Origin of the sequence: Janthinobacterium sp. TB1-E2 (assembly GCF_036885605.1) — a bacterium.
Classification (GTDB): domain Bacteria; phylum Pseudomonadota; class Gammaproteobacteria; order Burkholderiales; family Burkholderiaceae_D; genus Janthinobacterium; species Janthinobacterium aestuarii.
This window is the reverse complement of record NZ_CP142523.1, coordinates 3,969,299-3,992,783: the sequence shown is the minus strand read 5'-3', so window position 1 is coordinate 3,992,783 and position 23,485 is coordinate 3,969,299. Positions and strand designations below refer to the sequence as shown.

General features: G+C 65.0%; 17 protein-coding genes. 4 read left to right on the top strand and 13 right to left on the bottom strand.

The genetic code is table 11. The annotated features are described in order from the left end of the window. The first annotated feature begins 17 nt into the window (after positions 1–17). Positions 18–2,780, top strand: coding sequence for a bifunctional diguanylate cyclase/phosphodiesterase (locus OPV09_RS17945; RefSeq protein WP_338678995.1), 2,763 nt, complete (start codon positions 18–20; stop codon positions 2,778–2,780). Between the two features lie 197 nt (positions 2,781–2,977). Next, positions 2,978–4,411 carry an OmpP1/FadL family transporter gene (locus OPV09_RS17940; protein WP_338678994.1) on the top strand — a complete coding sequence of 478 codons (1,434 nt, stop codon included), beginning with the start codon at positions 2,978–2,980 and terminating at the stop codon, positions 4,409–4,411. Positions 4,412–4,535: 124 nt separating this feature from the next. Here OPV09_RS17940 and OPV09_RS17935 read toward each other — a convergent pair whose 3' ends face one another. From OPV09_RS17935 to wrbA, 9 genes are read right to left on the bottom strand one after another with little or no spacing between them, the layout of a single operon-like run. After that, positions 4,536–5,627, bottom strand: a complete 1,092-nt coding sequence (locus tag OPV09_RS17935; RefSeq protein ID WP_338678993.1) for a threonine aldolase family protein — start codon at positions 5,625–5,627, stop codon at positions 4,536–4,538. Positions 5,628–5,637: 10 nt separating this feature from the next. Further along, positions 5,638–6,312 (bottom strand): leucine efflux protein LeuE, encoded by a 675-nt coding sequence (leuE, locus tag OPV09_RS17930; protein ID WP_072453360.1) that lies wholly within the window; start codon positions 6,310–6,312, stop codon positions 5,638–5,640. Positions 6,313–6,323: 11 nt separating this feature from the next. Beyond that, complete coding sequence (locus OPV09_RS17925; protein ID WP_219328886.1) at positions 6,324–8,186, bottom strand: ABC transporter transmembrane domain-containing protein; 1,863 nt, start codon at positions 8,184–8,186, stop codon at positions 6,324–6,326. A gap of 34 nt (positions 8,187–8,220) precedes the next feature. Then, positions 8,221–9,297: a carotenoid 1,2-hydratase gene (locus OPV09_RS17920; protein WP_338678992.1), complete on the bottom strand. Its 1,077-nt coding sequence runs from the start codon at positions 9,295–9,297 to the stop codon at positions 8,221–8,223. Beyond that, on the bottom strand, positions 9,297–11,888 hold the full coding sequence (locus tag OPV09_RS17915) for an FtsX-like permease family protein (protein WP_338678991.1): 2,592 nt from the start codon (positions 11,886–11,888) through the stop codon (positions 9,297–9,299). Before OPV09_RS17915 ends, OPV09_RS17920 begins: the two co-directional genes overlap by 1 nt. Beyond that, positions 11,876–12,304 carry a DUF4124 domain-containing protein gene (locus OPV09_RS17910; protein WP_338678990.1) on the bottom strand — a complete coding sequence of 143 codons (429 nt, stop codon included), beginning with the start codon at positions 12,302–12,304 and terminating at the stop codon, positions 11,876–11,878. The genes OPV09_RS17915 and OPV09_RS17910 overlap by 13 nt, the downstream gene beginning before the upstream one ends. Beyond that, on the bottom strand, positions 12,301–13,716 hold the full coding sequence (locus tag OPV09_RS17905) for an FAD-binding oxidoreductase (protein WP_338678989.1): 1,416 nt from the start codon (positions 13,714–13,716) through the stop codon (positions 12,301–12,303). Before OPV09_RS17905 ends, OPV09_RS17910 begins: the two co-directional genes overlap by 4 nt. Continuing rightward, positions 13,713–14,123 (bottom strand): DUF2069 domain-containing protein, encoded by a 411-nt coding sequence (locus tag OPV09_RS17900; RefSeq protein ID WP_425324057.1) that lies wholly within the window; start codon positions 14,121–14,123, stop codon positions 13,713–13,715. Before OPV09_RS17900 ends, OPV09_RS17905 begins: the two co-directional genes overlap by 4 nt. Then, positions 14,123–14,731, bottom strand: coding sequence for an NAD(P)H:quinone oxidoreductase (wrbA, locus tag OPV09_RS17895; RefSeq protein WP_338682310.1), 609 nt, complete (start codon positions 14,729–14,731; stop codon positions 14,123–14,125). The genes OPV09_RS17900 and wrbA overlap by 1 nt, the downstream gene beginning before the upstream one ends. Before the next feature lie 67 nt (positions 14,732–14,798). Here wrbA and OPV09_RS17890 point away from each other — a divergent pair, with 67 nt between their 5' ends. Next, a complete protein-coding gene (locus OPV09_RS17890; RefSeq protein ID WP_338678987.1) occupies positions 14,799–16,175 on the top strand; it encodes a YihY family inner membrane protein in 1,377 nt (458 codons plus the stop codon). A gap of 122 nt (positions 16,176–16,297) precedes the next feature. Continuing rightward, positions 16,298–17,695, top strand: a complete 1,398-nt coding sequence (locus OPV09_RS17885) for an esterase-like activity of phytase family protein (protein WP_338678986.1) — start codon at positions 16,298–16,300, stop codon at positions 17,693–17,695. A gap of 21 nt (positions 17,696–17,716) precedes the next feature. Here the strand turns inward: OPV09_RS17885 and OPV09_RS17880 are convergent, their stop codons facing one another. Genes OPV09_RS17880 through OPV09_RS17865 form a run of 4 tightly spaced genes read right to left on the bottom strand, consistent with a single transcriptional unit; the run spans position 17,717 to position 23,285 of the window. Beyond that, positions 17,717–19,717: a WG repeat-containing protein gene (locus OPV09_RS17880; RefSeq protein WP_338678985.1), complete on the bottom strand. Its 2,001-nt coding sequence runs from the start codon at positions 19,715–19,717 to the stop codon at positions 17,717–17,719. Positions 19,718–19,743: 26 nt separating this feature from the next. Further along, the gene (locus OPV09_RS17875) at positions 19,744–21,135 is read right to left on the bottom strand and encodes a PoNe immunity protein domain-containing protein (protein ID WP_338678984.1); all 1,392 of its coding nucleotides are present in this window, start codon (positions 21,133–21,135) and stop codon (positions 19,744–19,746) included. Between the two features lie 25 nt (positions 21,136–21,160). Further along, complete coding sequence (locus OPV09_RS17870; protein WP_034755550.1) at positions 21,161–21,973, bottom strand: alpha/beta fold hydrolase; 813 nt, start codon at positions 21,971–21,973, stop codon at positions 21,161–21,163. Position 21,974: 1 nt separating this feature from the next. After that, on the bottom strand, positions 21,975–23,285 hold the full coding sequence (locus tag OPV09_RS17865) for an O-acetylhomoserine aminocarboxypropyltransferase (protein WP_338678983.1): 1,311 nt from the start codon (positions 23,283–23,285) through the stop codon (positions 21,975–21,977). Positions 23,286–23,485 lie beyond the last annotated feature (200 nt).

Genomic DNA, 23,485 nt, shown 5'->3' with positions numbered 1-23,485 from the left:
ACGGCAGACGCTGCACCATGTTCTTGCGACAATTTGTAAACAATAATAACGGCGCCATGGTGGAGATGAGCAGGGGCGATTTTCTCAAGGCCAACTTGCGCCTGATCCTCGCCTGGCCCCTGCTGGGACTGGTCCTGTGCGCGGTGCTGTGGACGGCCACCTTGCTGCAGCTGGAAGCGGAAAAGAAGGTGGCGCAGCAGCAGGCGCTCGACAGCGTGTCGTCGCTGTCGAAAGCGTATGGCCAGTATCTGCTGCGCACCCTGGAGCAGATGGACCAGCTGACCTTGCAGCTCAAGTATGAATGGGAAAATTCGCGCGGCCAGCTGCGGCTCGACCAATTGAAGACGCAGGGCATGTATGCCTTGCCGCAATTTGCCATCGTCGCCATCCTCGACCGCAAGGGGCATCCCGTGACGGCCACGGCGCCGCTGCAGCGCCTGCGGGTCAACGAGCGCAGCGATTTCCTGCTGCGCCACTGGCGCAGCAATTCCAGCGCCCTGCGCATCGCGCTGGGGCGGGCCAATGCCGCCAATGTGAACGATCAGGCTACGGTGCCCGGCGCCGACGAAAGCCTCGTGCATTTCACGCGCCGGCTGGAAGACGAGGATGGCAATTTCGACGGCGTGCTGCTGATCTCGATTCATTCCGGCTATTTTTCCGAATTCTATAACAGCGTCAGTTTCGGCAAGTTCGGCATGTCGGCCATGGTGGGCGAGGAGGGCGAGCTGTTCAGCACACGTCTCGGCTCGCGCGTGCTGCCGGCCCAAAGCGCCCAGGGCACGCCGTTTCTCGACACCAGCTTCCTGGAAACGGAGAGCGGCGCCCTGCATTCGGGCGGCAGGATCGCTTTTTCCGACAAGCAAAGCCGCTACGTAGGATGGCAGGCGCTGAAAGCCTATCCGTTCACGGCCGTGGTCGGATTGTCGGACGGTGAAATGCTGCACCCCTACGAGGAAACGCGCACGATATATATCGGTATCGCCCTGGCCGTCACCATGCTGCTGCTGGCCTTTACCGCCATCGCCACCATGCTGTCGCTGCGCCTGGCGTGGCGCCACCATCAGTCCGAAGGCGTGCGCAATGCCTACCGCATGGCTACCGAAGGCACGAGCGACGGCTTTTATATTATTGCCGCCCTGCGCGGCGCGGACGGCAGCATCCTCGATTTCGAGATGGTCGACTGCAACGAGCCGGGCGCCGGCTATTTTGGCGTGCGGCGCGAACAATTGCTGGGCATGCGCCTGCAGTCGCGCGCCCATGAGCCGTATTTCCGCGACCTGATCCATAATTACCGGGCCGCCATGGTTTCCGGTTTTTCCGAGGAAGAGATCGAGCTGCCGGAAGGCAACCCCTTCAAGCTGCGCTGGATACGCCGGCGCGTGGTGCGCAGCGGCGACCGCCTGGCCGTCACCCTGCAAGACATCAGCACGGCCAAGGAGCACGAGCACGACTTGCGCCGCCTGGCCAACGAGGATGGCTTGACGGGCTTGCCCAACCGCTACTGGCTGCAGCAATTCCTGCCCGGCGCCCTGGGCCGGGCCGCCATCGCGCGGCGCATGCTGGCGCTGCTGTTCATCGACCTCGACGGCTTCAAGGATATCAACGATACGCAGGGCCACGCCGAGGGAGATAAAGTGCTGCGCGCCGCCTCCTTGCGCCTGAAGGCCGTGCTGCGGCCGGGCGACCACGTGGTGCGCCTGGGCGGCGACGAATTCGTCGTCGTGCTCGACCCCGTGGAAGACGACAGCCGCGCCGAGCAGGTGGCGCAGCGCATCGCCATCGCCTTCGACGAGCCGTTCTACCTGGGCAGCGAGCGCCACAAGATGGGCGCCTCGATCGGCATCAGCCTGTATCCGCGCGATGGCGCCGAAACGGACGTGCTGCTGAAGAACGCCGACATCGCCATGTATGCCGTCAAAGTGGCGGGCAAGGGCCATCACCGCTTCTTCCAGCCCGAACTGTTCGAAACCATCCGCAGCCGCCGCGAACTCGAGCAAAGCCTGGTGGCGGCGCTGGAGCTGGACCAGTTCCTCGTCGTCTACCAGCCGCGGGTCGACGCCATGAGCGGGCAGCTGTGCAGCATGGAGGCGCTCGTGCGCTGGCACCATCCGCAGCACGGCATGGTGCCGCCGCTGGAATTCATCCCCGTGGCCGAGAGCAGCGGCCTGATTTCGCAGCTGGGCGAAGTCGTCATCGAGAAGGTGTGCCTGCAGATGGCGCGCTGGCAGGCGAGCGGGCTGGAACTGGTGCCCGTGTCGATCAACGTCTCGGCGCGCCAGTTCGGCCGTGGCGACGTGCACCAGGTGCTGGCGTCCGCGCTGGCGCGCCACCGCATCGATGCGCGCCTGATCGAGGTGGAAATCACGGAATCGGCCATGATGGATGAACAGAACCGCGCCGTGGAGCAGCTGTCGGCCATCCGCGCGCTGGGCGTGCGCCTGCTGGTCGACGATTTCGGCACCGGATACTCGTCGCTGTCGCAGCTGCAGAAGTTTGCCATGGATGGCTTGAAGATCGACCGCGCCTTCACCATGGAGCTGGGCCGCTCGGAGCAGGGCGAAGTCTTCGTGCGCGCCATCCTGTCGATGGCGCATGCGCTGGGCATGAGCGTGGTGGCCGAAGGGGTGGAGACGCGCGAGCAGCTCGACATCCTGCGCACGCTGCAATGCAACGAAGTGCAGGGCTATTTCATCTCGCGCCCCGTACCCGCCGAACAGATGCTGGCGCTGATGCATCAGCGCTTTCTGATACCGCTTCCAGCCCCGGCGCTGGCCCTGTAGAACGGCGTGATGGGTGTGGAAAACAACGCTGTTTCATAAAAAGAGCGAACGTTCGCTTTTTTCTAAAAAATATTATATGCTTCGCTCATGCCGTCAGTGAATTGGAGTTCACGGCGGCAAGAAAAGTGCAAGACGGGGCGGCTTGAGATGCCCGCGACAGTGTGCCGAAGACCTTCATATAATAAAGAGAGACTAACTTGAAACATAAATATCTGCCCCTCCTGATCGTTGCCGCGTTCGCCGGCATCTCCTCCACCGCACAAGCATCGGGCTACCGTTTTGGCTCGCAAAGCGTTTCCGCGCAAGGCTCGGCTGATGCCAGCGGCGCGGAAGCGGCCGACGCATCGACCATTTTCTACAACCCGGCCGGCATGTCGCGCCTGGAAGGCACGCAATTCCTGGGCGGCGGCACCCTGGTGGTACCGCATTCGACCTACCAGGACACGGGTTCGAAGACTTTCACCGGCCGCAATCCGGGCGGCACGACCAAGGACTATGCGCCGGACGCCGTCTTCGCGCCAGCCCTGTATGCGAGCAAGAAGCTCAATGATCAATGGACCGTCGGCATGGGCCTGTTCGTGCCGTACGGCGCCAAGCTCGATTACGGCAATGACTGGAGCGGCCGCTATGCGATCACCAACATCAAGCTCGAAGCGATCGCCCTCAATCCTTCCGTTTCCTTCAAGGTCAATGAACACCATTCCTTCGGTTTCGGCGTCACCGCTGAACACATGAAGGCGGAACTGGGCCAGGCGGTCGACGTGCCGGGTTCCGTGGCCTTCCTGGCCCAGCACGCGCCAGCCGCGTCGCAAGCCTTCTTGGCCAATATCGCCAAGACGCAGGGCCTGGCCGCCGCGCAGGCAGCCGGCGCCGCGCTGAAGGGCGCCAAGGACGGCCATGCATCGATGGATGGCGACGACTGGGGCTTCGGCTTCAACCTCGGTTATTTGTACCAGATGAATGAAGGCACGCGTTTCGGTATTTCCTACCGTTCGTCGATTTCGCACAAGCTGAAAGGCGACACGATCTGGGACTTCTCGCAAGTGTCGGACAACGCCGCCGTCAATACCTTCATCGCCAAGGCATCGAACAAGGTCAATTCCAAGGCGCTGGTGGAAGTGCGCACGCCGGAAACCCTGTCGATCAACGCCTTCCATCAGATGGATGACCGTTGGGCCTTGATGGGCGACGTCACCTGGACCCGCACTTCGCGCCTGCAGAACCTGGACATCCAGTTCCCGCCGACGGCCGAAGGCGCCGAGCGCATCCGCCAGCAGTGGAAGAACACCTACCGCGTCTCGCTGGGCACCAACTACAAGTACAGCGAAAACCTGCTGCTGCGCGCCGGTATCGCCCACGACCAGGCGCCAGTGCGCAGCGCCGAGCTGCGTCATCCAGCGCTGCCGGACAGCGACCGCATGCAGTACTCGATCGGCGCGAACTGGAAGCTGAACGCCAATTCCTCGCTCGACCTGGCTTACAGCTTCATCGACTTCAAGGATGCCAACGTCAACTACAAGAATGACTGCTCGCCGGTGACCCCTGGCTGCACCGGCAACGGTGAAACCACCAAGGGCCTGTTCAAGACCCGCATGCAGTTGATCGGTCTCGCTTACAACTACAAGTTCTAAGCAGGTAGTGGCGGCCAACCCGGCCGCCATGAAATGAAAAAAGCGCCTTCGGGCGCTTTTTTTTTTTGGTCACCATTGTGGTGGCGTCGGGTTACGCGCTGCGGGCTAACCCGACCTACGCCGCTCAGGCTTTGATGCGCATGGCCTGGTCCAGCAGGGTCAAGGCCAGCCGCACGGTGTCGTCGGGCAGGTCCAGCAAGTTATCCCCTACATACCATTCCACCACGCTGTGGCCGGGCAGGGCGGCGTGGCTGGCGCGGCCGAACAGCCAGATGCCGTGGTCTTCCGCCACCTGGTTGCGGATCGCGATGGCCCGCTCGCGCGAGACTGGCAAGTGCAGGTGCAGCATGTTGGCTTGCGGGGCGGCGGGATTGACGGCAATCGATGGAAAATCGCGCAGCAGCGCGTACAGCCACTGCGTGCGCGCAAAATACTGCGGCATGGCGGCGAGGCGCGCGTCGAACTGCATGGCGGCGGCCACCACGTAGGGCGTGCGGTGCACGATATTGCCACCCTGGCGGCGGAACCACTCGCGCGCCCGTTCGACAAACGGGCGGCTGCCGGCCAGCACGGCGCCGCCGAGGCCGCCGATGCCCTTGTACAGCGACACGTAGACGGAATCGAAGCCGCCGCAGATGGCGGGCAGGGACTGGCCAAAACCCGCTTGCGCTTCCCACAGGCGCGCGCCATCCATGTGCAAATGGATGTTCTGCTCGCGGCAGTGCCGCTTGATGTCGTTCAATGCGTCCCACGACGGGCACTGGCCGCCGATTTCGCGCATCGGCAGCTCGACCTGCGCGGCGCCCAAGGCATCGGGCACGGCGCGCAGGTCGTCCACCGTCCACGGACGGTGCGGGTCGCCCAGTATCAGACCTTTGAAGTGGTCGAGCAATTCGTGGTTGCCGCGCTCGTGGCGCAGGATGTGCGAGGTCGGGTGCAGCGCCACCAGGCGCGAGCCCCGGTCCTGGCACGCCAGGCGCAAGGCGGTGACCTGCGTCATGGTGCCCGTGATGCAGAACACGGCCGCCTCGAAACCGAGCAGGCTGGCGATCTTGTTCTCGAACTGTTCGATCAGCGCGCCTTCGCCATAGGTGTCGTGTGCAACAGCGTTGGCGTCGCACCAGGCGGCCATGGCGGTAAAGGTGGCCGCTGGCGTTGGCTGGCGGTGGCCCGGCAGGACGGTATGGCAGCGCTGGCGCAGCTCAAGCTCGTTCACGGTGTTTTCCTCACAAGGTGGCCGTGGCCAGTTTCGCGCCAAAGCCGATGAACATGGCGCCCACGCCGCCACCCATGCCGGCCGACAGGCGGCGACGGCGGCGGAAGGTGTCGGCCAGGCGGGCGCCGACAAAGATGATGGCCGTCAGATAGCTAAAGCTGATCACCTGGCAAATCAGGCCCAGGCCGACGAAGGACAGCACGGGATTCGGGAAGGCCGGATCGACGAATTGGATGAAGAACGAGATGAAGAACAAAATGGCTTTCGGATTCATCAGGCTGATGATCAGCGCCTTGCGGAATGGATCGCTTTCTTTCACGGGCGCTGGCGCGGCAGGCGCTTCACCGTCGGCCGGCGCGGGCGCGCGCAGCTTGCGCCAGCAGCCGATCAGCATTTGCAGGCCGATCCAGCCCAGGTAGGCCGCGCCGATGTATTTCACCACGTAGAAGAGGGCAGGGCTGGCTTTCAGCAGGGAGGCCACGCCGCAGGCCGACAGCACCATCAATATCAGGTCGCCGGCGAAGATGCCGAAGGCGCCCTGGTAGGCGGTGCGCACGCCGCGCTGGGCCGCGACCGACAGCACATACATGGAATTGGGGCCGGGCAGGATGACGATGAAAATCGTCCCCAGTAAAAAGGTCCAGAAATCGGTGATGCCCAGGTTGGCGTGGAAAAGTGCGTTCATGATGGTTCTGTTTAATTGAGTTGTACGTGATGGAATTGCAGGGCCGCCAGATTCGCATAGATGCCACCCAATGCGACCAGTGACGCGTGCGTGCCTGTCTCGACGATCTTGCCGTCTTCCATGACGATGATGCGGTCGGCCCGCTGGACGGTGGCCAGGCGGTGCGCGATGATGACCGTGGTGCGTCCCACCATCGCCGCTTCCAGCGCCTTTTGCACCAGGCGTTCCGATTCCGCGTCCAGCGCGCTCGTCGCTTCATCGAGCAGCAGCAGCGGCGGGTTTTTCAGCAGGGCGCGAGCGATGGCGATGCGCTGGCGCTGGCCGCCGGACAGGCGCACGCCCCGTTCGCCGAGGAACGATTTGTAGCCGTTCGGCAGGCGCTCGATGAATTCGTGGGCGGCCGCCATTTTCGCGGCCGCGATCACTTCCGCGTCGCTGGCGCCGGCGCGGCCATAGCGGATGTTTTCCATGGCGTCGGCCGAGAAGATCACGGTATCCTGCGGCACGATGCCGATGGCGTCGCGCAGGGTGTGCAGGTCCAGCTGCTTGATATCGACGCCATCGAGGCGGATGCTGCCGCTTTGCGGATCATAGAAGCGCAGGAACAGCTGGAACAGCGTGGTCTTGCCGGCGCCGGACGGGCCGACGACGGCCACCGTTTCGCCAGCGCGGATGTCGAGGCTGACGTGGTCGAGCGCGTGGGTATCGGGACGCGACGGGTACGAGAACATCACGTCGTCGAGCGACAGCGCGGCGCCGGTGGCGGCGCGCGCGGGCAGCGGCAGCGGCGTGGCCGGGGATTCGATTTCCGATTTGACGGCCATCAGTTCCAGCAGGCGCTCGGTGGCGCCGGCCGCGCGCTGGGCTTCGCCCATCACCTCGGACAGGGCGCCGATGGCGCCGGCCACGATGGAGGCGTACAGGATGAACTGGCCCAGGTCTCCGCCCGTCATCGAGCCTTCCAGCACGGCGCGCGCGCCCAGCCACAGCACGAACACGATGGTGCCGAAGACGAGCAGGATGGCGATCATGGTGAGCAGGGCGCGGGCGCGGATGCGGCGCATGGCCGTCATGAAAGCGCCTTCGACGGAGTCGCCGAAGCGCTTCGATTCGATTTTCTCGTGCGTGAATGCCTGCACGGTGGGCATGGCGTTGAGGATTTCGCCGGCCATGGCCGACGCGTCGGCGATGCGGTCCTGCGAGTCGCGCGACAGCTTGCGCACACGGCGGCCAAAGACGATGATGGGCACGACGACGAGGATCAGCAGGCCGATGATGATGCCGGCCAGCTTGGCGCTGGTGACGAACAGCATCACCAGGCCGCCGAGGAACAGCAGCACATTGCGCAGCGCCATCGAGATGCTGGTGCCGACGACGGCCTGGATCAGGGTCGTGTCGGTGGTGATGCGCGACAGGACTTCGCCCGTCTGCGTCGTTTCAAAGAAGGCGGGGCTTTGCGTGACCACGTGGCGGTACACGGCGCTGCGGATGTCGGCCGTGACCCGCTCGCCCAGCCACGACACAGTATAGAAGCGCGCGGCCGTGGCCAGCGCCAGGATGGACGCCACGCCGAACAGGGCGAGGAAGACCAGGTCGACGTGCTGGATGCTGCTTGAACCGGCCGCGCCGCCGAAACCGAGGTCTATCATCTGCTTGAAAGCGGCAGGAATGGCCAGGGTCGAGGCGGCGGCCACCACCAGCGCGATACCGGCCAGGAAGAACTGCTTGCGGTACGGCGTCAGGAAAGGCATCAAGCCCTTGAAGGCGGCCAGGCTGCCTTTTTTCAGTTCGCGGCTGGTGCCGGTGTCGGGCGTGGGTGCGGTGCTTGCGGCGGTTGTTGAACTGGTGCTGCCTGTTTCTGTGCTGGTTGTCATTGTTTTTCGCTTTGATTTACATATTCGGTAGTGCTTATAACTTCATCGGCTGGACATAGCCCGTCATCTCCAGGTAGGCGCGGCCCACCGGCTGGCCGTCGCGCTCCACCGTCACGGCGCCTTCCCAGTACACGGCCCCCGTCGAGCGGCGCGAATCGAGTTCCTGGTCCGGCTGCAGCGGCTTGATGTGCCAGCGCGTGGGGCCAGTGCGGATCTCGGTGGCGACCGGGTATTCTGCCTGCGTGCGGGGCGAGCGCCACAGCTGCGTGGGCGTGAAATCGACGTCGCCAGGCGCGAACTGCGTCATCTTACCGGAGGCATCGCGCCATGTCGCGTGCGCCCATAGTTTAGCACCTGTCTTGCTGCGGATCTGGAAGGCCATCAGGGCGCCGCCGTCATCGAGGTTGGCGCCTATCCAGTTCCAGCCGCTGGCGTCCGCATCGAGCACCTGGCTCGACCACTCGTGATCGAGCCAGGTGGTGCCCGTCACGGCTTCCGGCTTGGCGCCCGCGCGCGCGATCGTGCCCGTCGTGCGCAGCTGCGGCTCGCTGTAGTAGTAACTCGATTGCGCGGGCCGCGCGCCCTTGCGCGAATAGCCGTTCTCGCCCTGCAGCAGCACGGGCTGAGTGGGGGCGAGGGTCAGCTGCAAGTTGAATTCGCGCGCGGCCAGGCTGACCCGGTAGCTGCCGTCCGCCTGCCGCCGCATGCGCCAGTCGTCGAGTTTGACGTCCGTGTCGCCGACCTTGGCGTAGGCCAGGCCGAAGCCCTCGCGCGCGCTTTTCTCGTCGTGCAGCAGCTTGCCCACCTTCGGGTCGGACAGGGCCGCATGGCCGATGATCAGCTGTTTCGGTGCAAACGCGCTGGGGTTGTCCGCGTCGGTGGCCGTGGCGCTGCGAAAGAAGGTTACCTGGTAGCCCAGCTGCTCGCCGCCGGCGGTTTTTACCCAGCCCGTGGCATACCACCATTCCGTTTTATAGGCGGGATGGGCGCCGAAGTCGTGCGGCAGGCGCAGGGTCTGGCCGGCCGGCAGCGGCGTGACGGGGGCGAAGGCGGGTGGCGCGGCCAACGCAGGCAAGGCCAGCGCAAGCAACAAGATGAAAGTATGGCGCATTACCAGTCCTCCCTGACGGCGCGGATGGGGCCAGCGGACAGTGCCTGGCGGCCCGCGATCAGCGCCGTGGCGGCGGCTGCCGTCAGCAGAGCGCCGGCCACGGTGGCGATCAAGGGCCACGGCAGGTGCAGCTGCATGGTCCAGTGGAACGATTGCGGATTGACGATGAAGACGAGCACAAAGCTGATCAACAGGCCCAGGACAAAACCGGTGGCGATGCCCAGCGCCGTCAGCGCGCCGCCTTCGAGCGCCAGGATGGACAAGATCTGGCCGCGTGTCACACCCACATGGCGCAGCATGCCGAATTCGCGCGCGCGCGCCAGGGTTTGTGCGGAAAACGTGGCGGCCACGCCGAACAGGCCAATGACGATGGCGATGGCTTCCAGCAGATACGTGACGGCGAAGCTGCGGTCGAAAATCTGCAGGCTCAGGGCGCGGATGGCCGACGGGTTCGATACTTCCAGGCTGGCGCCGAACGGCAGCGCTTTCAGATGCTGTTGCAGCGCGTCGCCCGTGGCGTCCTTGGCCAGCCACAGGGCCGCATCGCTCACGTCATTGTCGCCGGTCAGGGCGCGGTAATCGCCGAGCGGCATCTGGATGGCGCCGGACGAGCGCGCATAGTCGCGCCAGATGCCGGCAACAAAGAACTGGTGCAAGCCGCCCGCCAGCGGCAGGGCGATCTGTTGGCCAGGTTTGACGTTGTACAGGTCGGCTGCCGCCTCGGATAGCCACACGGGTTTCGCGCCATTGGGCACGGGCAGGGTGTCGCCCACCAGCACCATGCTCTTGCCCGGGTCTTGCAAATTGATGGGGCGCGCCAGCAGCGCCACGTTCGGCCGGTCGGGCGCCAGAGACAGCGAACGCACGCGCTGGAAATCCACCCTGGCCACCTCGGGCAAGGCGGTGATGCTGGCCTGTTCGCGCGGGTTCAAGCCTGCCGTGCCGCCGCTGGCGGCCGTGCGCGCATACACGTCGGCCGGCAAGATCTGCAGCAGCCAGTCGTCGACGGAGACGCGGAAACTCGACACCATGATGGCCATCGCCACCATCAGGCTAAAGCTCGACAGCACGCCACCGAGGGCGATGCCGGCCTGGCCCGAGGCGTTTGCCAGGCGGGCCAGGGTCAGGCTGCGCACGGGCGCATGTTTGCTCGTTTCCGTGCGCAGCCAGGCGCGTTGCAGGAAACGGAAGACGACGGCGGCCAGCTGCGGCATCAGGGCGATGGCGCCGATCAGCAGCAGCGCGATGGACAGGTAGCCGAACAGGGGCAGCTCGAACACGGGCGGCAGGAACGTCAGGGCGCCGGCCAGCAGCAAACAAGCCAGGGCCGGCCAGGTCTTGGCCAGGCGCGTCGTCACGACTTCCTCGCTGCCCGATTTCAGTGCAATGGCGGGGGCGGCGCGGGCCGCTTCCAGCGCGGGCGCGGCGCAGCCCAGCAAGGCGACGCCGAGGCCCAGGGCGAAGTAGACGAAGGCGGCGACGGGCGTGAACTGTACCTGCGGCTGCACGCCCGCGAAATAGCCGGCGCCCAGGTCGCCGCCGAAGAAGCGCAGGGCCACGGCGGCCATGGCGTAACCGCCGGCGATGCCGAGAGCCGCACCGACGACGCCGAGGCTGGCGCCTTCCAGCAGCACCTGGCGCAGCAACTGGCCCCGCTCCATGCCCAGTACGCGCAGCAGCGCGAATTGGCCGCGGCGGCGGATGACGGACAGGGCCTGCGTGGAAAAGACCAAAAAGGCGCCCGTAAACAGGGCGACGAGGGCCAGCACCGTCAGGTTGACGCGGTAGGCGCGGCTCAGGTTATTGTTGCGGCTATTCTGGTTTTCATCGTTGGGCTGGCCCACCTGGAAACGCCCCGGATACTGCGCTTCCAGTGTGCGCGCCAGATCCGCCTGGAAGGCGTCGCGGTTCACGCCCTGGCGCAGTTTCAAGTCGATGCGCGACAGCTTGCCCAGCTTATTGAAGCGCCACTGCGCCGCGCCGACATCCATCACGGCGATGCGCTGGCCGGCGCGCGCGCGCTGCAGCGAACCGGCCACGCGCAGGGACACCGTGCCCGTGCCCGATTGCAGGGCGACCTGGCCGCCTTCGGCCACGTCGAGCCAGCGCAAGGCGGCCGGCGACAGAAAGACGGCGTCGTCGGCCAAGGTGTCGAAAGGCTGGCCTTCGGCCGGCGCGCCGATCAGATCGGGCGAGATGAAGCCGGCGCGGAAGACGTCGAGCGCCAGGATGTGCAGCGGGCCGCCGTCCTTCTTGCCGGCCACGCCGGCTTGCAGTTCCAGCACGGGCGAGGCCACGGCCACGCCGTCGCGCTGCGCCAGCCACGGGTAGATGGCTTCATCGAACAGCGCTTCGCGCCCGGCCACTTGGACGTCGGCCTGGCCGGACAGGCTTTTGACGGCCGTGGAAAATTCATTGAAGGCAGCCGCGTTGATCAGATGGATGGCAAAGCCCAGCGACACGCCGATGGCGATGGCCAGGATGGCGACGAGGGCGCGCACGGGGTGAAAGCGCCATTCGCCCAGCAGCAGCCAGCGCGACAGCAGGCGCGTCGTCGCCGGGCTTTCCACCTGCGCACTCAATTCAGGCATTCGACGGCCAGGCGTTCGCCAGCGCGCCGCGCTTTCAATTGCGCCGCGTCGCGGGTTTTATCGCCCGCGCCGCCGGCGTCCTGTGCCGCCCATTTCTGCTCCAGGCGCAGCTGCGCGCAATGCTTGTCGCGCGCCTCCAGCTGTTTTGCGGCCCGTTCACGGGCCTGGTCTTCGAGCTTCTCGCGCTGCTTGCGCGCCGCTTCCATCTGGCTGGCCACCCGTTCCTGGCGCGTGGCCGCGCCCTTGTCGACGGCGGGCGGCGGCGAGGGAACTTCCAGTATCTGCAGCTGCCCGCCCGTGCAGGGCGTGGCGCTGTAGCTGGTCTGGCCATCCTGCACGCATTTGTAGACGTCCTGCGCACTGGCGGAACCGGCCAGCAAGACCATGGCACATAGCAGGAGGGACGGCGATTTCACAATATCTTCCCCGGATTCATGATGTTCTGCGGGTCCAGCGCCTGTTTGACAGCGCGCATCAGCTGCAGTTCCAGCGGCGACTTGTAGCGGGCCAGGTCGTCCTTCTTCAGCGCGCCGATGCCGTGTTCGGCCGAAATCGAACCGCCGAAACCATGGACCTGGTCGTGCACGATGCGGTTGATCGCATCCTGGTTGGCCAGGAAGTCGAGGTCCGTCATGCCGGCGGGCGGCGCCACGTTGTAGTGCAGGTTGCCGTCGCCCAGGTGGCCGAAGCACACGAGCTGGCAGCCGGGGAAGGCCGTTGCCAGGGCCGCATCCGTGACGGCGATGAAGTCGGCGATGCAGGAAATCGGCAGCGAGATATCGTGCTTGATGTTCTTGCCCGCCTGCGCCTGCGCCAATGGGATGTGTTCGCGCAGCTGCCATAGCCCCTCGGACTGCGCCACGGAACTGGCGACGACGGCGTCCTCGATCAACTCATCCTCCAGGGCCGCGCCGATGCTCGTTTCCAGCAATTCCACGGCGTGCGCCTCGGACTGGCTGCTCGACAATTCGAGCAGCACATATTGCCCATGCTGCTCCGCGAAAGGACGCGGCAGTTGCGGGAACTGTTCCGCCACCAGCTGCAGACAATACTGCGACATCAATTCAAAGCCTGTCAGGCTGGCGCCGCAATGGTCCTGCATCAGCGAGAGCAGGCGCAGCGCGTGGGCGGGCGAAGGCATGGCGGCCAGCGCCGTGATGCAGGCTTTCGGCTGCGGGTACAGTTTCATGACGGCGCCCGTGATGACGCCCAGGGTACCTTCCGCGCCGATGTACAGGTCGCGCAGATCGTAGCCCGTATTGTCCTTGCGCAGGCCGCGCAAGCCGCTCCAGATCTCGCCCTGCGGCGTGACCACTTCCAGGCCCAGGCACAGCTCGCGCGTATTCCCGTAACGCAGCACGGCCGTGCCGCCCGCGTTCGTCGCCAAATTCCCCCCGATGGTGCAGCTGCCTTCGGCCGCCAGCGACAGGGGGAACAGACAGCCGGCGGCGCTGGCCGCTTCCTGGATGGTTTGCAAAATGCAGCCCGCATCGACCGTGATGGTACGGTTGACGGGATCGAGCGCGCGGATGCTGTTCAGGCGCGCCAGCGACAGCACGACGGCCGTGCCGGCGGCGTCCGGAATGCTGCCCAGCACCAGGCCCGTATTGCCGCCCTGCGGCACGACGGGCACCTGCCATTGCGCGCAGGCGCGCAGCACGCCGGCCACCTGTTCTACGGTGGCGGGGCGCAGCACGGCCAGGGCCTTGCCCGTAAACCGGTCGCGCCAGTCGGTGAGGAAGGGTGCCGTGTCGGCGTCGTTGGTGAGTACATAAGTGTCGCCCAGCAGGTCGCGGCAGGCGGCGAGGAAATCTGTTTGGTCAGTCATTTCTTGATGCTCACTTTATTCACTTTTTCCAGCAGCTCTTTGGCCATGCGCTTGGCCGCCTTCTTATAGGGGCGCAGATACAGCACGGCGCAGACAAAATAGATGCAGACGATGGCTGCCTCGCCCCAGGCCATCATGGCCGAGGTGGCGTTCGTGTCGCTGTAGCCGCGCACCACGCCTTCCGTGAAGTACAGCAGGATCACCATCGACGACCATTGCAGGGTATAGACGTCGCGCTTGATGACGCCGTACAGTGGGATGAGCAGGGGCGCGGCCTTCAGGACGACCCAGGAGCCGCCCGGCTGCAGCGGGGCGACGACGGTTTCCCACAGCACGCACCAGACGATCAGCGTGACGAGGCTGGCGATGGCGCCCCAGTGAAAATACTTGTGCAGTACGCCGTGCATCATGCGCCTGCCAGTTTCGCGGCGGTTTCCGCCAGGCGCCGGCCCAGGGCGATGGCCAATCGCTTTTCATCGTCGCTCAGGGTCTTGTCGCCGTCGATGCCCGACCAGTGCGTGGCGCCATACGGCGAGCCGCCCGTGGACGTCGTCATCAGTTCGGGATGCGTGTAGGGCAGGCCCATGACCAGCATGCCATGGTGGAAGAGGGGGATCATCATCGACAGCAGGGTCGATTCCTGGCCGCCGTGCAGGCTGCCCGTGGACGTGAATACGCAGGCGGGCTTGCCGGACAGGCTGCCGGCCAGCCAGTCGCTGGCCGTGCCATCCCAGAAGTACTTCATGGCAGCGGCCATGTTGCCGAAGCGCGTGGGCGAGCCCAGGGCCAGGCCCGCGCATTCCTGCAAGTCTTCCAGTTCCACATAGGGCGCGCCATCGGGCGGCACTTCGGGCGCCGTTGCTTCGGCCACCGTCGAGACGGCGGGCACGGTGCGCAGGCGCGCATCGCAACCGGGCACGCTTTCCACTCCCTGGGCTATCAGCTCGGCCAACTGGCGCGTGGCGCCATGGCGTGAATAAAACAATACGAGAATAATCAGATTGGTTGGCTTCATCATTGGTATTATAGGGCGCTTTACAGCCTGATACGACTGCTGTCATGGCGCCGTTCTGATTTTGCACATGTTTTCAAAATATATATTCCCGTTCTTTCAATACCTGTGGCGCACCCTGCACATCGGTGCCGACATTGTGCGCGGCCTGACGTGGTCCGAAACGCGCGACCTGCTGCAGTTCGCGCGCCGCCGCGTGCGCGAGGAAAGCCTGCCGCAAGTGGCCGGCAGCCTGACGTTCGCCACCGTGTTCGCGCTGGTGCCGCTGCTCACACTGGCCCTGGCGATCTTCACCACCTTCCCCCTGTTTAATACCTTCCGCCACGCGCTGGAAGATTATTTCGTGCAAAGCGTGATGCCCAAGGGGATATCGAACACCATCCTCGATTATCTGACCACGTTCGCCTCGAAGGCCACGCGCCTGTCGGCCATCGGCGCGGGCGCCCTGATCGTCACGTCGGTGGGCATGATGGGCTTGATCGAGCGCGTCTTCAACCGGATCTGGCGCGTGCGCCAGGAGCGCCGCTGGACCAAACGTCTACTGGTTTACTGGGCCATCGTCACCCTGGGGCCGCTGCTGGTGGGCGTGTCGCTGACGGTGACCTCGCGCCTCTTCATGGCCACCAGCGGCGTGGTGGGCGCCGTGCCTTTCATCGGCGCCGTGTTTTATACGCTGGTGTCGATCGGCCTGACCATGCTGGCGTTTACCCTGCTGTACATCGCCGTGCCGAACCGCGACGTGGACTGGCGCGACGCGGCCTGGGGCGGCTTGCTGGCCGCGCTGGCGTTCGAGGTGGCCAAGCGCGGCTTCGGCGAATTCATCCAGGAATTCCCCACGTATTCGCGCATCTACGGCGCGCTGGCCGCCTTGCCGCTGTTCCTCGTGTGGATATACCTGAGCTGGATGATTACCCTGGTGGGCGCCTTGCTGGTGGCCGCCTTGCCCGTCGTAAAATATGAACGCTGGTGGTACGAAGCGGCGCCGGGCAGCGAGTTCGTCGACGCCGTCGCCATCCTGAAAGTGCTGCACCAGGCTTGCCACTGCGCCGATTCGGCCCTGGTGGGCGCGGCCGAGATCCGCCGCAGCACGCGCCTGGGTTTCGAAGAAATGGAAACCCTGCTCGACAAGATGGTGCAGCAGGGCTGGGTGGGACGAGTCAACGTGGATGGCGCCGTGCGCGTGCAGTGGGGCAAGCGCGTGGCCGACAGTTCCGACCACTGGGTCTTGCTGGGCAACGTCAACCGCATCAGCCTGGCCGATGTCTATCGTTTATTCGTCTTCGGCGGCATGCGCGTGAACTCCGGCTATCCGGCCGGTTCCACGAATGAACGCGACATCAAGGCGGCCGAAGAAGCGGCCGCGCTGGCGGCGCAGGTGGAAAACGCCGTGGAGCAGGGCTTGGGCTTGAGTCTGGCGCAGCATTTTGGGGAGGTGCGCTGCGCGTGACGGGCCCCGGCCGCGTGCTTCCTTGCCGGCCTATGCCCCGCACGATAGGGCGAGCATGTCATAAACTGGTCACCGAAGGCCGGTAAGCTTTCCTCTTCATTCATCTTGTTGAGGAAGCAAATATGCGTTGTCATTTGAGCGGTTTGAATGTGTGCCGCGGCCTGGCCATCGTGGTGGTCAGCGGCGTGCTCGCTGCCTGCGGCGGCAGTTCCTCTGCCGCTCCTGAGGCTGCGCCCAAGGACGGGGAAGGCCTGCCGCACCAGCTTGCCGGCTGGGCAGCGTTGCCTGACACGGCGCGCTGGCCAGGGCCGGTTACGGGACAGTTCACAGCCGCAGTGCTGGGCGTCACCCCGCCGTTTGCCAGTGGCGTGCCGATTCCCGGCTTTTCCGCGCTGCTCAGGAATGACGACGGCAGCTGGACTGCCATGGCCGACAATGGCTATGGCGCCAAGGGCAATTCGGCCGATTTCGTGCTCGGCCTGTATAACGCCAGCATCAACTTCCGCACGGCCGCTGACGCCAGCAAGACGCCTGGCAGCATCAAGCTCAACAGCTTCCTGGCCTTCAACGACGCCAAGGGTTTCTTAAACGATGGCAAGGGCGTCGATCTGAAAATCACGGCCGACTACGTCAACTACCCCAGCAACACCACCGGCGGCCTGGTCTTTGCCGACAGCGGTATCGCCGTGGATGCGCGCATTCGCGCTGGCCGCTTGCTGACCGGTTTTGATTTCGACATCGAGTCGCTCGCGCGCGCTGCCGACGGTACTTACTTCGTAGGCGAGGAATTCGGCCCCTATATCCTGCACTTCGACAAAAACGGTACGCTGATGGGCGACCCGGTTCCCCATCCTTTCCTGCGCAGCCCGGCCAACCCGGAAGTGCTGGGCAAGGGCGCCAGCATCACCTTGTCAGGCAGCCGCGGCTTCGAAAGCCTGGCCTACAACGCCGACCGCAGCCTGCTCTACGCGGTGCCGGAAGCGGCGCCAAGCGACCCGTCGCTGCGGCCCGTCGCAGCCGATGAGCGCTACCTGAACATCTTCGAGTTCGACCCCGGCACCATGCGCTACACGGGCAAGAACCTCGTGTACCGCAAGGATGGTGCGGTCAAGGACAATGGCGTCGTGATCGGCGACATGACCAATGTCGGCGGCAGCAAGTTCGTGCTGATCGAACGCGATGGCTTCTGGGGCGCCAAGGCCGTGATCAAGCGCCTGTACCTGGTGGACTTGAAAGAAAAAGACGCTGACGGCGCGCTCAAGAAAACGCTGTTGGTGGACTTGCTGAACATCTCCGACCCCAAAGGCATAGGCGGGCAGGTGAGCAATATGCCCGTGGGTAAGTTCAGCATGCCTTTCGACTCGGTGGAGAGCGTCGAAGTACTCGACGCCCAGACGCTGGTCGTGGCAATCGACACGAACTACCCGGGTGAAGACGGCCGCAAGCCAGGCAAACCGGACGACACCGAAGTCATTACCCTGCGTTTTGACAAGGCGATATTTGATCGTTCCGCCAAATAAAGACGACGGGCCGGCAATCCCTCATAGCAGGACCGGCCGCAAGGCCGCCTGCAGCGCCACTGCCTTGAACGCTTCCGCATCTTGCGCCCGCACCAAGCCCAGATAATACGTATCCTCACCGCCGTGCATGTTCACCAGGCGCAGCTGGTGCGGCGCCAGGTGGGCGGCAATGGCGGCCAGTCCCTCGGCCATGGCGTCGCCGTCTTGCTGGTCCGCCCAGCGGAAGTCCCGCAGCGCGGGCAGGCCGATATGCTGGCCGATGAGGGCGATCTGTTCGACCGATTTCCAGTCCAGGGTGGTGCCGTGGCCCAGCGTATCGGCGGCTGTCGACCACAGCAGGAAAAAGCAGGCCGCTTCGGGCGAGTCGCCTTCGTATTCCTCTTCCGGGTCGTCCTCCGCTAGCGCTTCCAGCGTGATGTCCACGCAGCGCGCGGCCAGGTCCGCATCGCCTTGTAAGAGCAGGGCGGCCATGCTGCGCAATTGCCCGCGGTCGGCCTTGGCCAGGATTTGCGCCGGCGTGAAGCTGCGGCGCTTGGCCGGTTTCTTTTTGCCCAGTCCCATGGCTTCGCTGAGCTGCGCCGTGATGTTGGCCTTGAAGTTCTCCACGGTGTCGAACTGTTCCAGCAGCTGGCCCGTGAAATCCATGCTCCAGGCCATGCCATCTTTCACCACATATAAAAAGTCGCTTTGCACGGCTACGCCGCGCAGATGGTGGGCCGGTGGGTACAGCGGCGTGAAAGCCGGTTTTCCATCGAGGGTCAGCATGCAGGCGAGGCCTTGCGCATCGATGGCGAAGATCCGGTTCTTGCGCAGCTTCGGTGGCGACGAGGTGGTGGCGCAATCGATGGCTTCGTACTGGCACGGCGCCAGCAGCTCGCCCTGGTTATTCGCCAGGCCAAACAGGAAGCGCCCGTCGATGCGCTGGCTGACGATGGCGATCTTTTTCTTCGTGCCGAAATCCTGCACGGAGCTGTAGGCTGGCGGCACCACGACCTTGCCCATCTTGTCGACCACGCCATACACATTGCGTTTGTTGTCATCGTCAGCCTGGTCTGTCTGGCGCTTGATGTCGATCAAGCCATCTTCGCGCAGGCATATGTTATCCACCCTGTCGATGAGCAGCGCGCCGTCGGGCAGGCGCAGCAGGCGGCTGGCGCCGTCCGGATCGATTCTCTGCAGCAGGTGGGGGCTGATCACGTACAGGGCACCGGGGGCGGGCGGCAGCACCAGCGTGCCATTCAAGTCCATGACGCCGTGCGCGTCGGGCGCGTCCGCCGTGGCAAAGGTGATCCAGCCATCGTCCGCATAATAAACGCCCAGGTCCACATAGCGCTGCGACAGCGGCACGATCCAGCGGCCATACGGCGTGACCAGGCCGGTGACGTCCGGTTCGCCGGCGGTGCTCACTTCATAGCACAGCGCGTCTTCTTCCCAGCCCACCACTTCCAGGCCTTGCAGGAACGGCAGTTCGTCCGCGCCCAGTTCCTCGACATCGGCCAGCTGCGCGCTGGCAGTGGCCGACCAGTAGCCGCTGGCCGGCGATGCGGCGCCGATGGTCAGCAACGGCGCCAGCGCGTCCCGGTCGCCGCGCAGCAGGGCGGAGTGCAGCATTTGCGCTTCGGCGCGCAGGGCGTCGAGCGCGACGGTGTAGTCCGGCGTGCCGATATCGTGCGCGATCAGCTGCACGCCATCGAGGATCAGCCACGGCTGGCCGCCCGCCAGCAGGGCGCTGATGGCGCCGCGCGCGACGATGGCGGCCGCGTCGCGTGGCCTGTCCATCAGGGCGGACAACGCTTGCCAGCTGGCCTGCGCCTGCGCCATTGGCGCGGCCAGTACGCAGGGGCAGTCTTCGCCATCGCCGTAGATGGGCCAGGCGACAGCTTGCGTGCCGGCGCCGACGAGCAGCTTGAACAGCGTAGGTACGTCCAGCCGCCACTCGGCCAGGCCCGTGATTGCGTCGGTATCGAAGCCGGCCTGGCCGGGTAAAAAGGCGGTGCTGAACAGGGCTGCGGTATTGATCATGTCTCTTCGTTAAAAATGTTGGGGGATCAGGGCGACGGCGGCATGAGCCAGTGCGCCAGCGCGCCGCGCTCTAGGCCCAGCTGCTTGGCCGCGGCGGCTGCCTCGAAGGCCCACAGGCCGTAGTAGCCGCCCAGTCCCTGCGCGCGCAAATGGCCGTTGAACCAGTCCTCGTGGACCAGCGCACCGTGCCAGCTGGCCAGGTAGTGGCGCAAGTGCTCGAGCTGTTGCGCCGGGTCTTCTGCGTCCAGGCAGTCGTACAGGGCGGTATACGGCTCGGCGAAATACCATTCGTCGACGGCGGGACGCTGCGGGTCGACAGCCGACAGCAGCGCTTCGTACACGCCGTCTTCGCCATCGAAGGCCGTTTGCAGGGCGGCCAGGCGCATGGTCAGGTCGCGGCGGCCGAACAGCAGGGTAGCGCCCAGCAGCTGCAGGGTGCGCGCGTAATCGGTCAACTGTTCGAAGTCGAAGGCGGGCAAGGTATCGTCATCGTAGGCCGCAGCCAGGGCCGCGCGCGCCGTCTCGCAGGCGGCGACGGCCGCTTCCAGCGCTCGCTCCACTTCCGGCAAGGGCAAGCCTGCCGTGTAGCGCAGCGAGAATACCTGGTAAGCCGTGCTGGCGGCCGCGCATGCCCAGTAGGCCGCGTCGCCGCCGTCGTCTTCCGCCTGCGTCTGTGCGCGTGCGTAGGCGGCCAGCAAGGCGTCGAGGTAGGCGAGGTTGCGGGCAAAATCGAACGGTGCGGGCGGCGTCTGGCGCGGCGTGCAAGGCCAGGGCGTGGACGAAACCGGGCAGGCGTCGGCGCAAGCGCGCTGGATGGCCCAGTCGGCGAACACTTGCTGCAAATATTGCGCCGTCTCGTCGTCGTGCGCGATGGCGCCCGCGCCTACCAGGGTCGTGCCCAGCAAGGTGTAGCCGGGAAAGCGGCTGCTTTCGTAGGCGATGGTGGTTACGCTCTGGATGGCCTTGCCGTCACTGAGGTCGCGCACGCGGAAGTACACATCGTCCCAGCCGGCCAGCGGTGGCGCTGGCGGTTCATTCGGCAAGGTGGTCCAGCGGCCGTCGGCCTGTTCTTCATAGGCGTCGAGCAGTTCATCGATGCCACCGGGGCGGTCGATGCGGTTGTTGGCGTCGTATTGCAGTCCCAGTTCGGCCGCGAATGCCGCCGCGTGGCGGCCCGCGAAGACCAGGTATTGCGCGTTCAGGGTGCCGACCAGGAGGTCCGTTTGCTGGCCTGCCACGGCCAGCGCCTGCGGCAGCCGGTACCAGTGGTGGCCGGGGATGCCCGCCATGGGGCCGTTTTCGTCCGCTTGCGGGTTGGCGCAGCGCAGCTGTTCCAGCCAGTTGTAGCGTTCGTGCCGCGCCGCTTCCGTGCCGCTGCCGCGGCCAGTCAATTCATCGAACAGGGTATTCAACAACATGTGCATCTATCCTAAAAAAAAGCGTTCATGCCGCTGCCGTTTGCGCAAACGCAAACAGTGCGTCGAGCACGGCGTCGGGCTGCTCGGCCATCAATTCGTGCCCGCTGTCGACCTGCACCACGGTGCCATGCGCTATTGACGTGGTCAGCAGCCGGGTCGATTTGGGCGGCGTCATCATGTCGCGCGCGCCGAAAATGAATAAAGTGGGGCAGTGTACCGAAGCGGCGGCGATTTCGCCGTTCGCGTAGGCATTGCATGCATAAAAATCCGTATGAAACACGTGATCGGGGTTGAGGGCGGCGATGCGCTGTTTCAGGCGCCGCGCGCCGCCCATGGCATAGAAGCCGGGGCCGGGGAACGACGGCTTTTGCGCGATCGACGAGTGCGACCAGATATTGACCATGTCGATGGCCGCCTGTTCGTCGTTCAATGACGTTTCCAGCAGCGCCGGCGAGACCTTCATCGGATAGGTGGAGCCCAGCATGGCCAGGTGGCTGACCCGATCGGGCGCGAGGAATGCCGCTTCCAGCGCGATTAATGAGCCCATGCTGTGGCCGATCAGCATGGCCTTGGCCGCGCCGGCAGCGTCCAGCACGGCCAGTATCCAGCGCGCCAGCTCTTCAACGCTGCTTTTCGCCGCGCCCAGGCTGCGCCCGTGGCCTGGCAAGTCGACGGCCAGCACGTTCCAGCCATGGTGGGCAAAATAGCGCGTTTGCAGCGCCCACACGGAGTGGTCGTTCTGCGCGCCGTGGATGAAGACGGCCGTGGGCTGATGTGGGTTAAAAGCCTTGCCGCCCGTGTAGCAGTAGGCGACGGTATTGTCGATGGTGAACAGCATCTCAGGCGCCTTTCTGCGACAGTTTCAGGCCACGGGCCAGGTCTTCGATCAAATCGTCCGCGTCTTCCAGTCCCACGGACAAGCGCATGGTGCCCTGCGTGATGCCCGCCTGGGCCAGCTGGTCGTCGGGCACGCGGAAGTGCGTGGTGGAGGCGGGATGGATGACGAGCGACTTGGCGTCGCCCACATTGGCCAGGTGCGAGAAGATCTTCAGGCTGTCAACAAAGCGCTGGCCGGCCGCACGGTCGCCGCGCAGGCGGAACGTGAACACGCCGCCCGCGCCTTTCGGCAGCAGGGTTTTCGCCAGTTCGTAATCGGGGTGCGAGGGCAGCTCCGGATAGGACACGGATTCCACGGCCGGATTGGCCAGCAGGAAATCGATCACCTTGCGCGTGTTGGCCACGTGGCGGTCCATGCGCAGGCCCAGGGTTTCGATGCCCTGCAGGATGGCGAAGGCATTGTGCGGGCTCATGACGGCGCCGAAATCGCGCAAGCCTTCGCGCCGCGCGCGCAGGGCGAACGGTGCCACCGTCGATTCCTCGGCGAAGACCATGCCGTGGAAGCCTTCATACGGTTCGCACAGTTCGGCGAAACGGCCCGTCTTGTCGTACGCCGTTTGCCAGTCAAAGGTGCCGCCATCGACGAGCAAGCCGCCGATGGCCGTGCCGTGCCCGCACAGGAATTTGGTGGCCGAGTGGAACACCAGGTCGGCGCCATGCTCGAAAGGGCGCAGCAGATACGGCGTGGTAAATGTCGAATCGAGCATCAGCGGCAAGTGGTGTTCGTGCGCCAGGGCGGCAATCCGGGGGATGTCCAGCACGTCGAGACCTGGATTGCCCAGGGTTTCCGCGAACAGTATCTTGGTATTCGGGCGGATGGCGGCGCGCCAAGAGTCCACGTCGCGCGGGTCGACAAAGGTCGTCTCGATGCCGAAGCGTTTCAGTGTGTAGGCCAGCAGGTTGTGCGAGCCGCCGTACAGGGCGCGCGAGGCAACGATGTGCGAACCGGCGCCGGCGATGGTGGACAGGCCCAGGTGCATGGCGGCCTGGCCGCTGGCCGTGGCGATGCCGGCCACGCCCCCTTCCAGTGCGGCGATGCGCTCTTCCAGCACGGCGTTCGTGGGATTCGAGATGCGCGAGTAGACGTGGCCGGCCCGCTCCATATTGAATAGCGAAGCCGCATGTTCCGAACTCTTGAGGGCAAACGAGGACGTGAAATGGATGGGCGTGGCGCGTGCGCCCGTGGCCGGATCGGGCGCGGCGCCCGCATGCAGGGATAAAGTATCGAAACCGGGGTATTTCGGGCCGCTCATGGTGTCTCCGCCAAGTTTTTATAGTGGCAAGATCGTAACCTGATTTGCAGCGGAGCAAAAGGGCTCCTGTGCAGGGCGCATGGCGCCGTGCTGGCGGGCAGGGCGTGTAACCTGAAGTGTAAAAAAAGTGACCGGCAAGGCAGGGCGGTGGTAGGATACCGGATCAGTGATATTCGGGCTGTTTGACCTGTGCGCGTGCG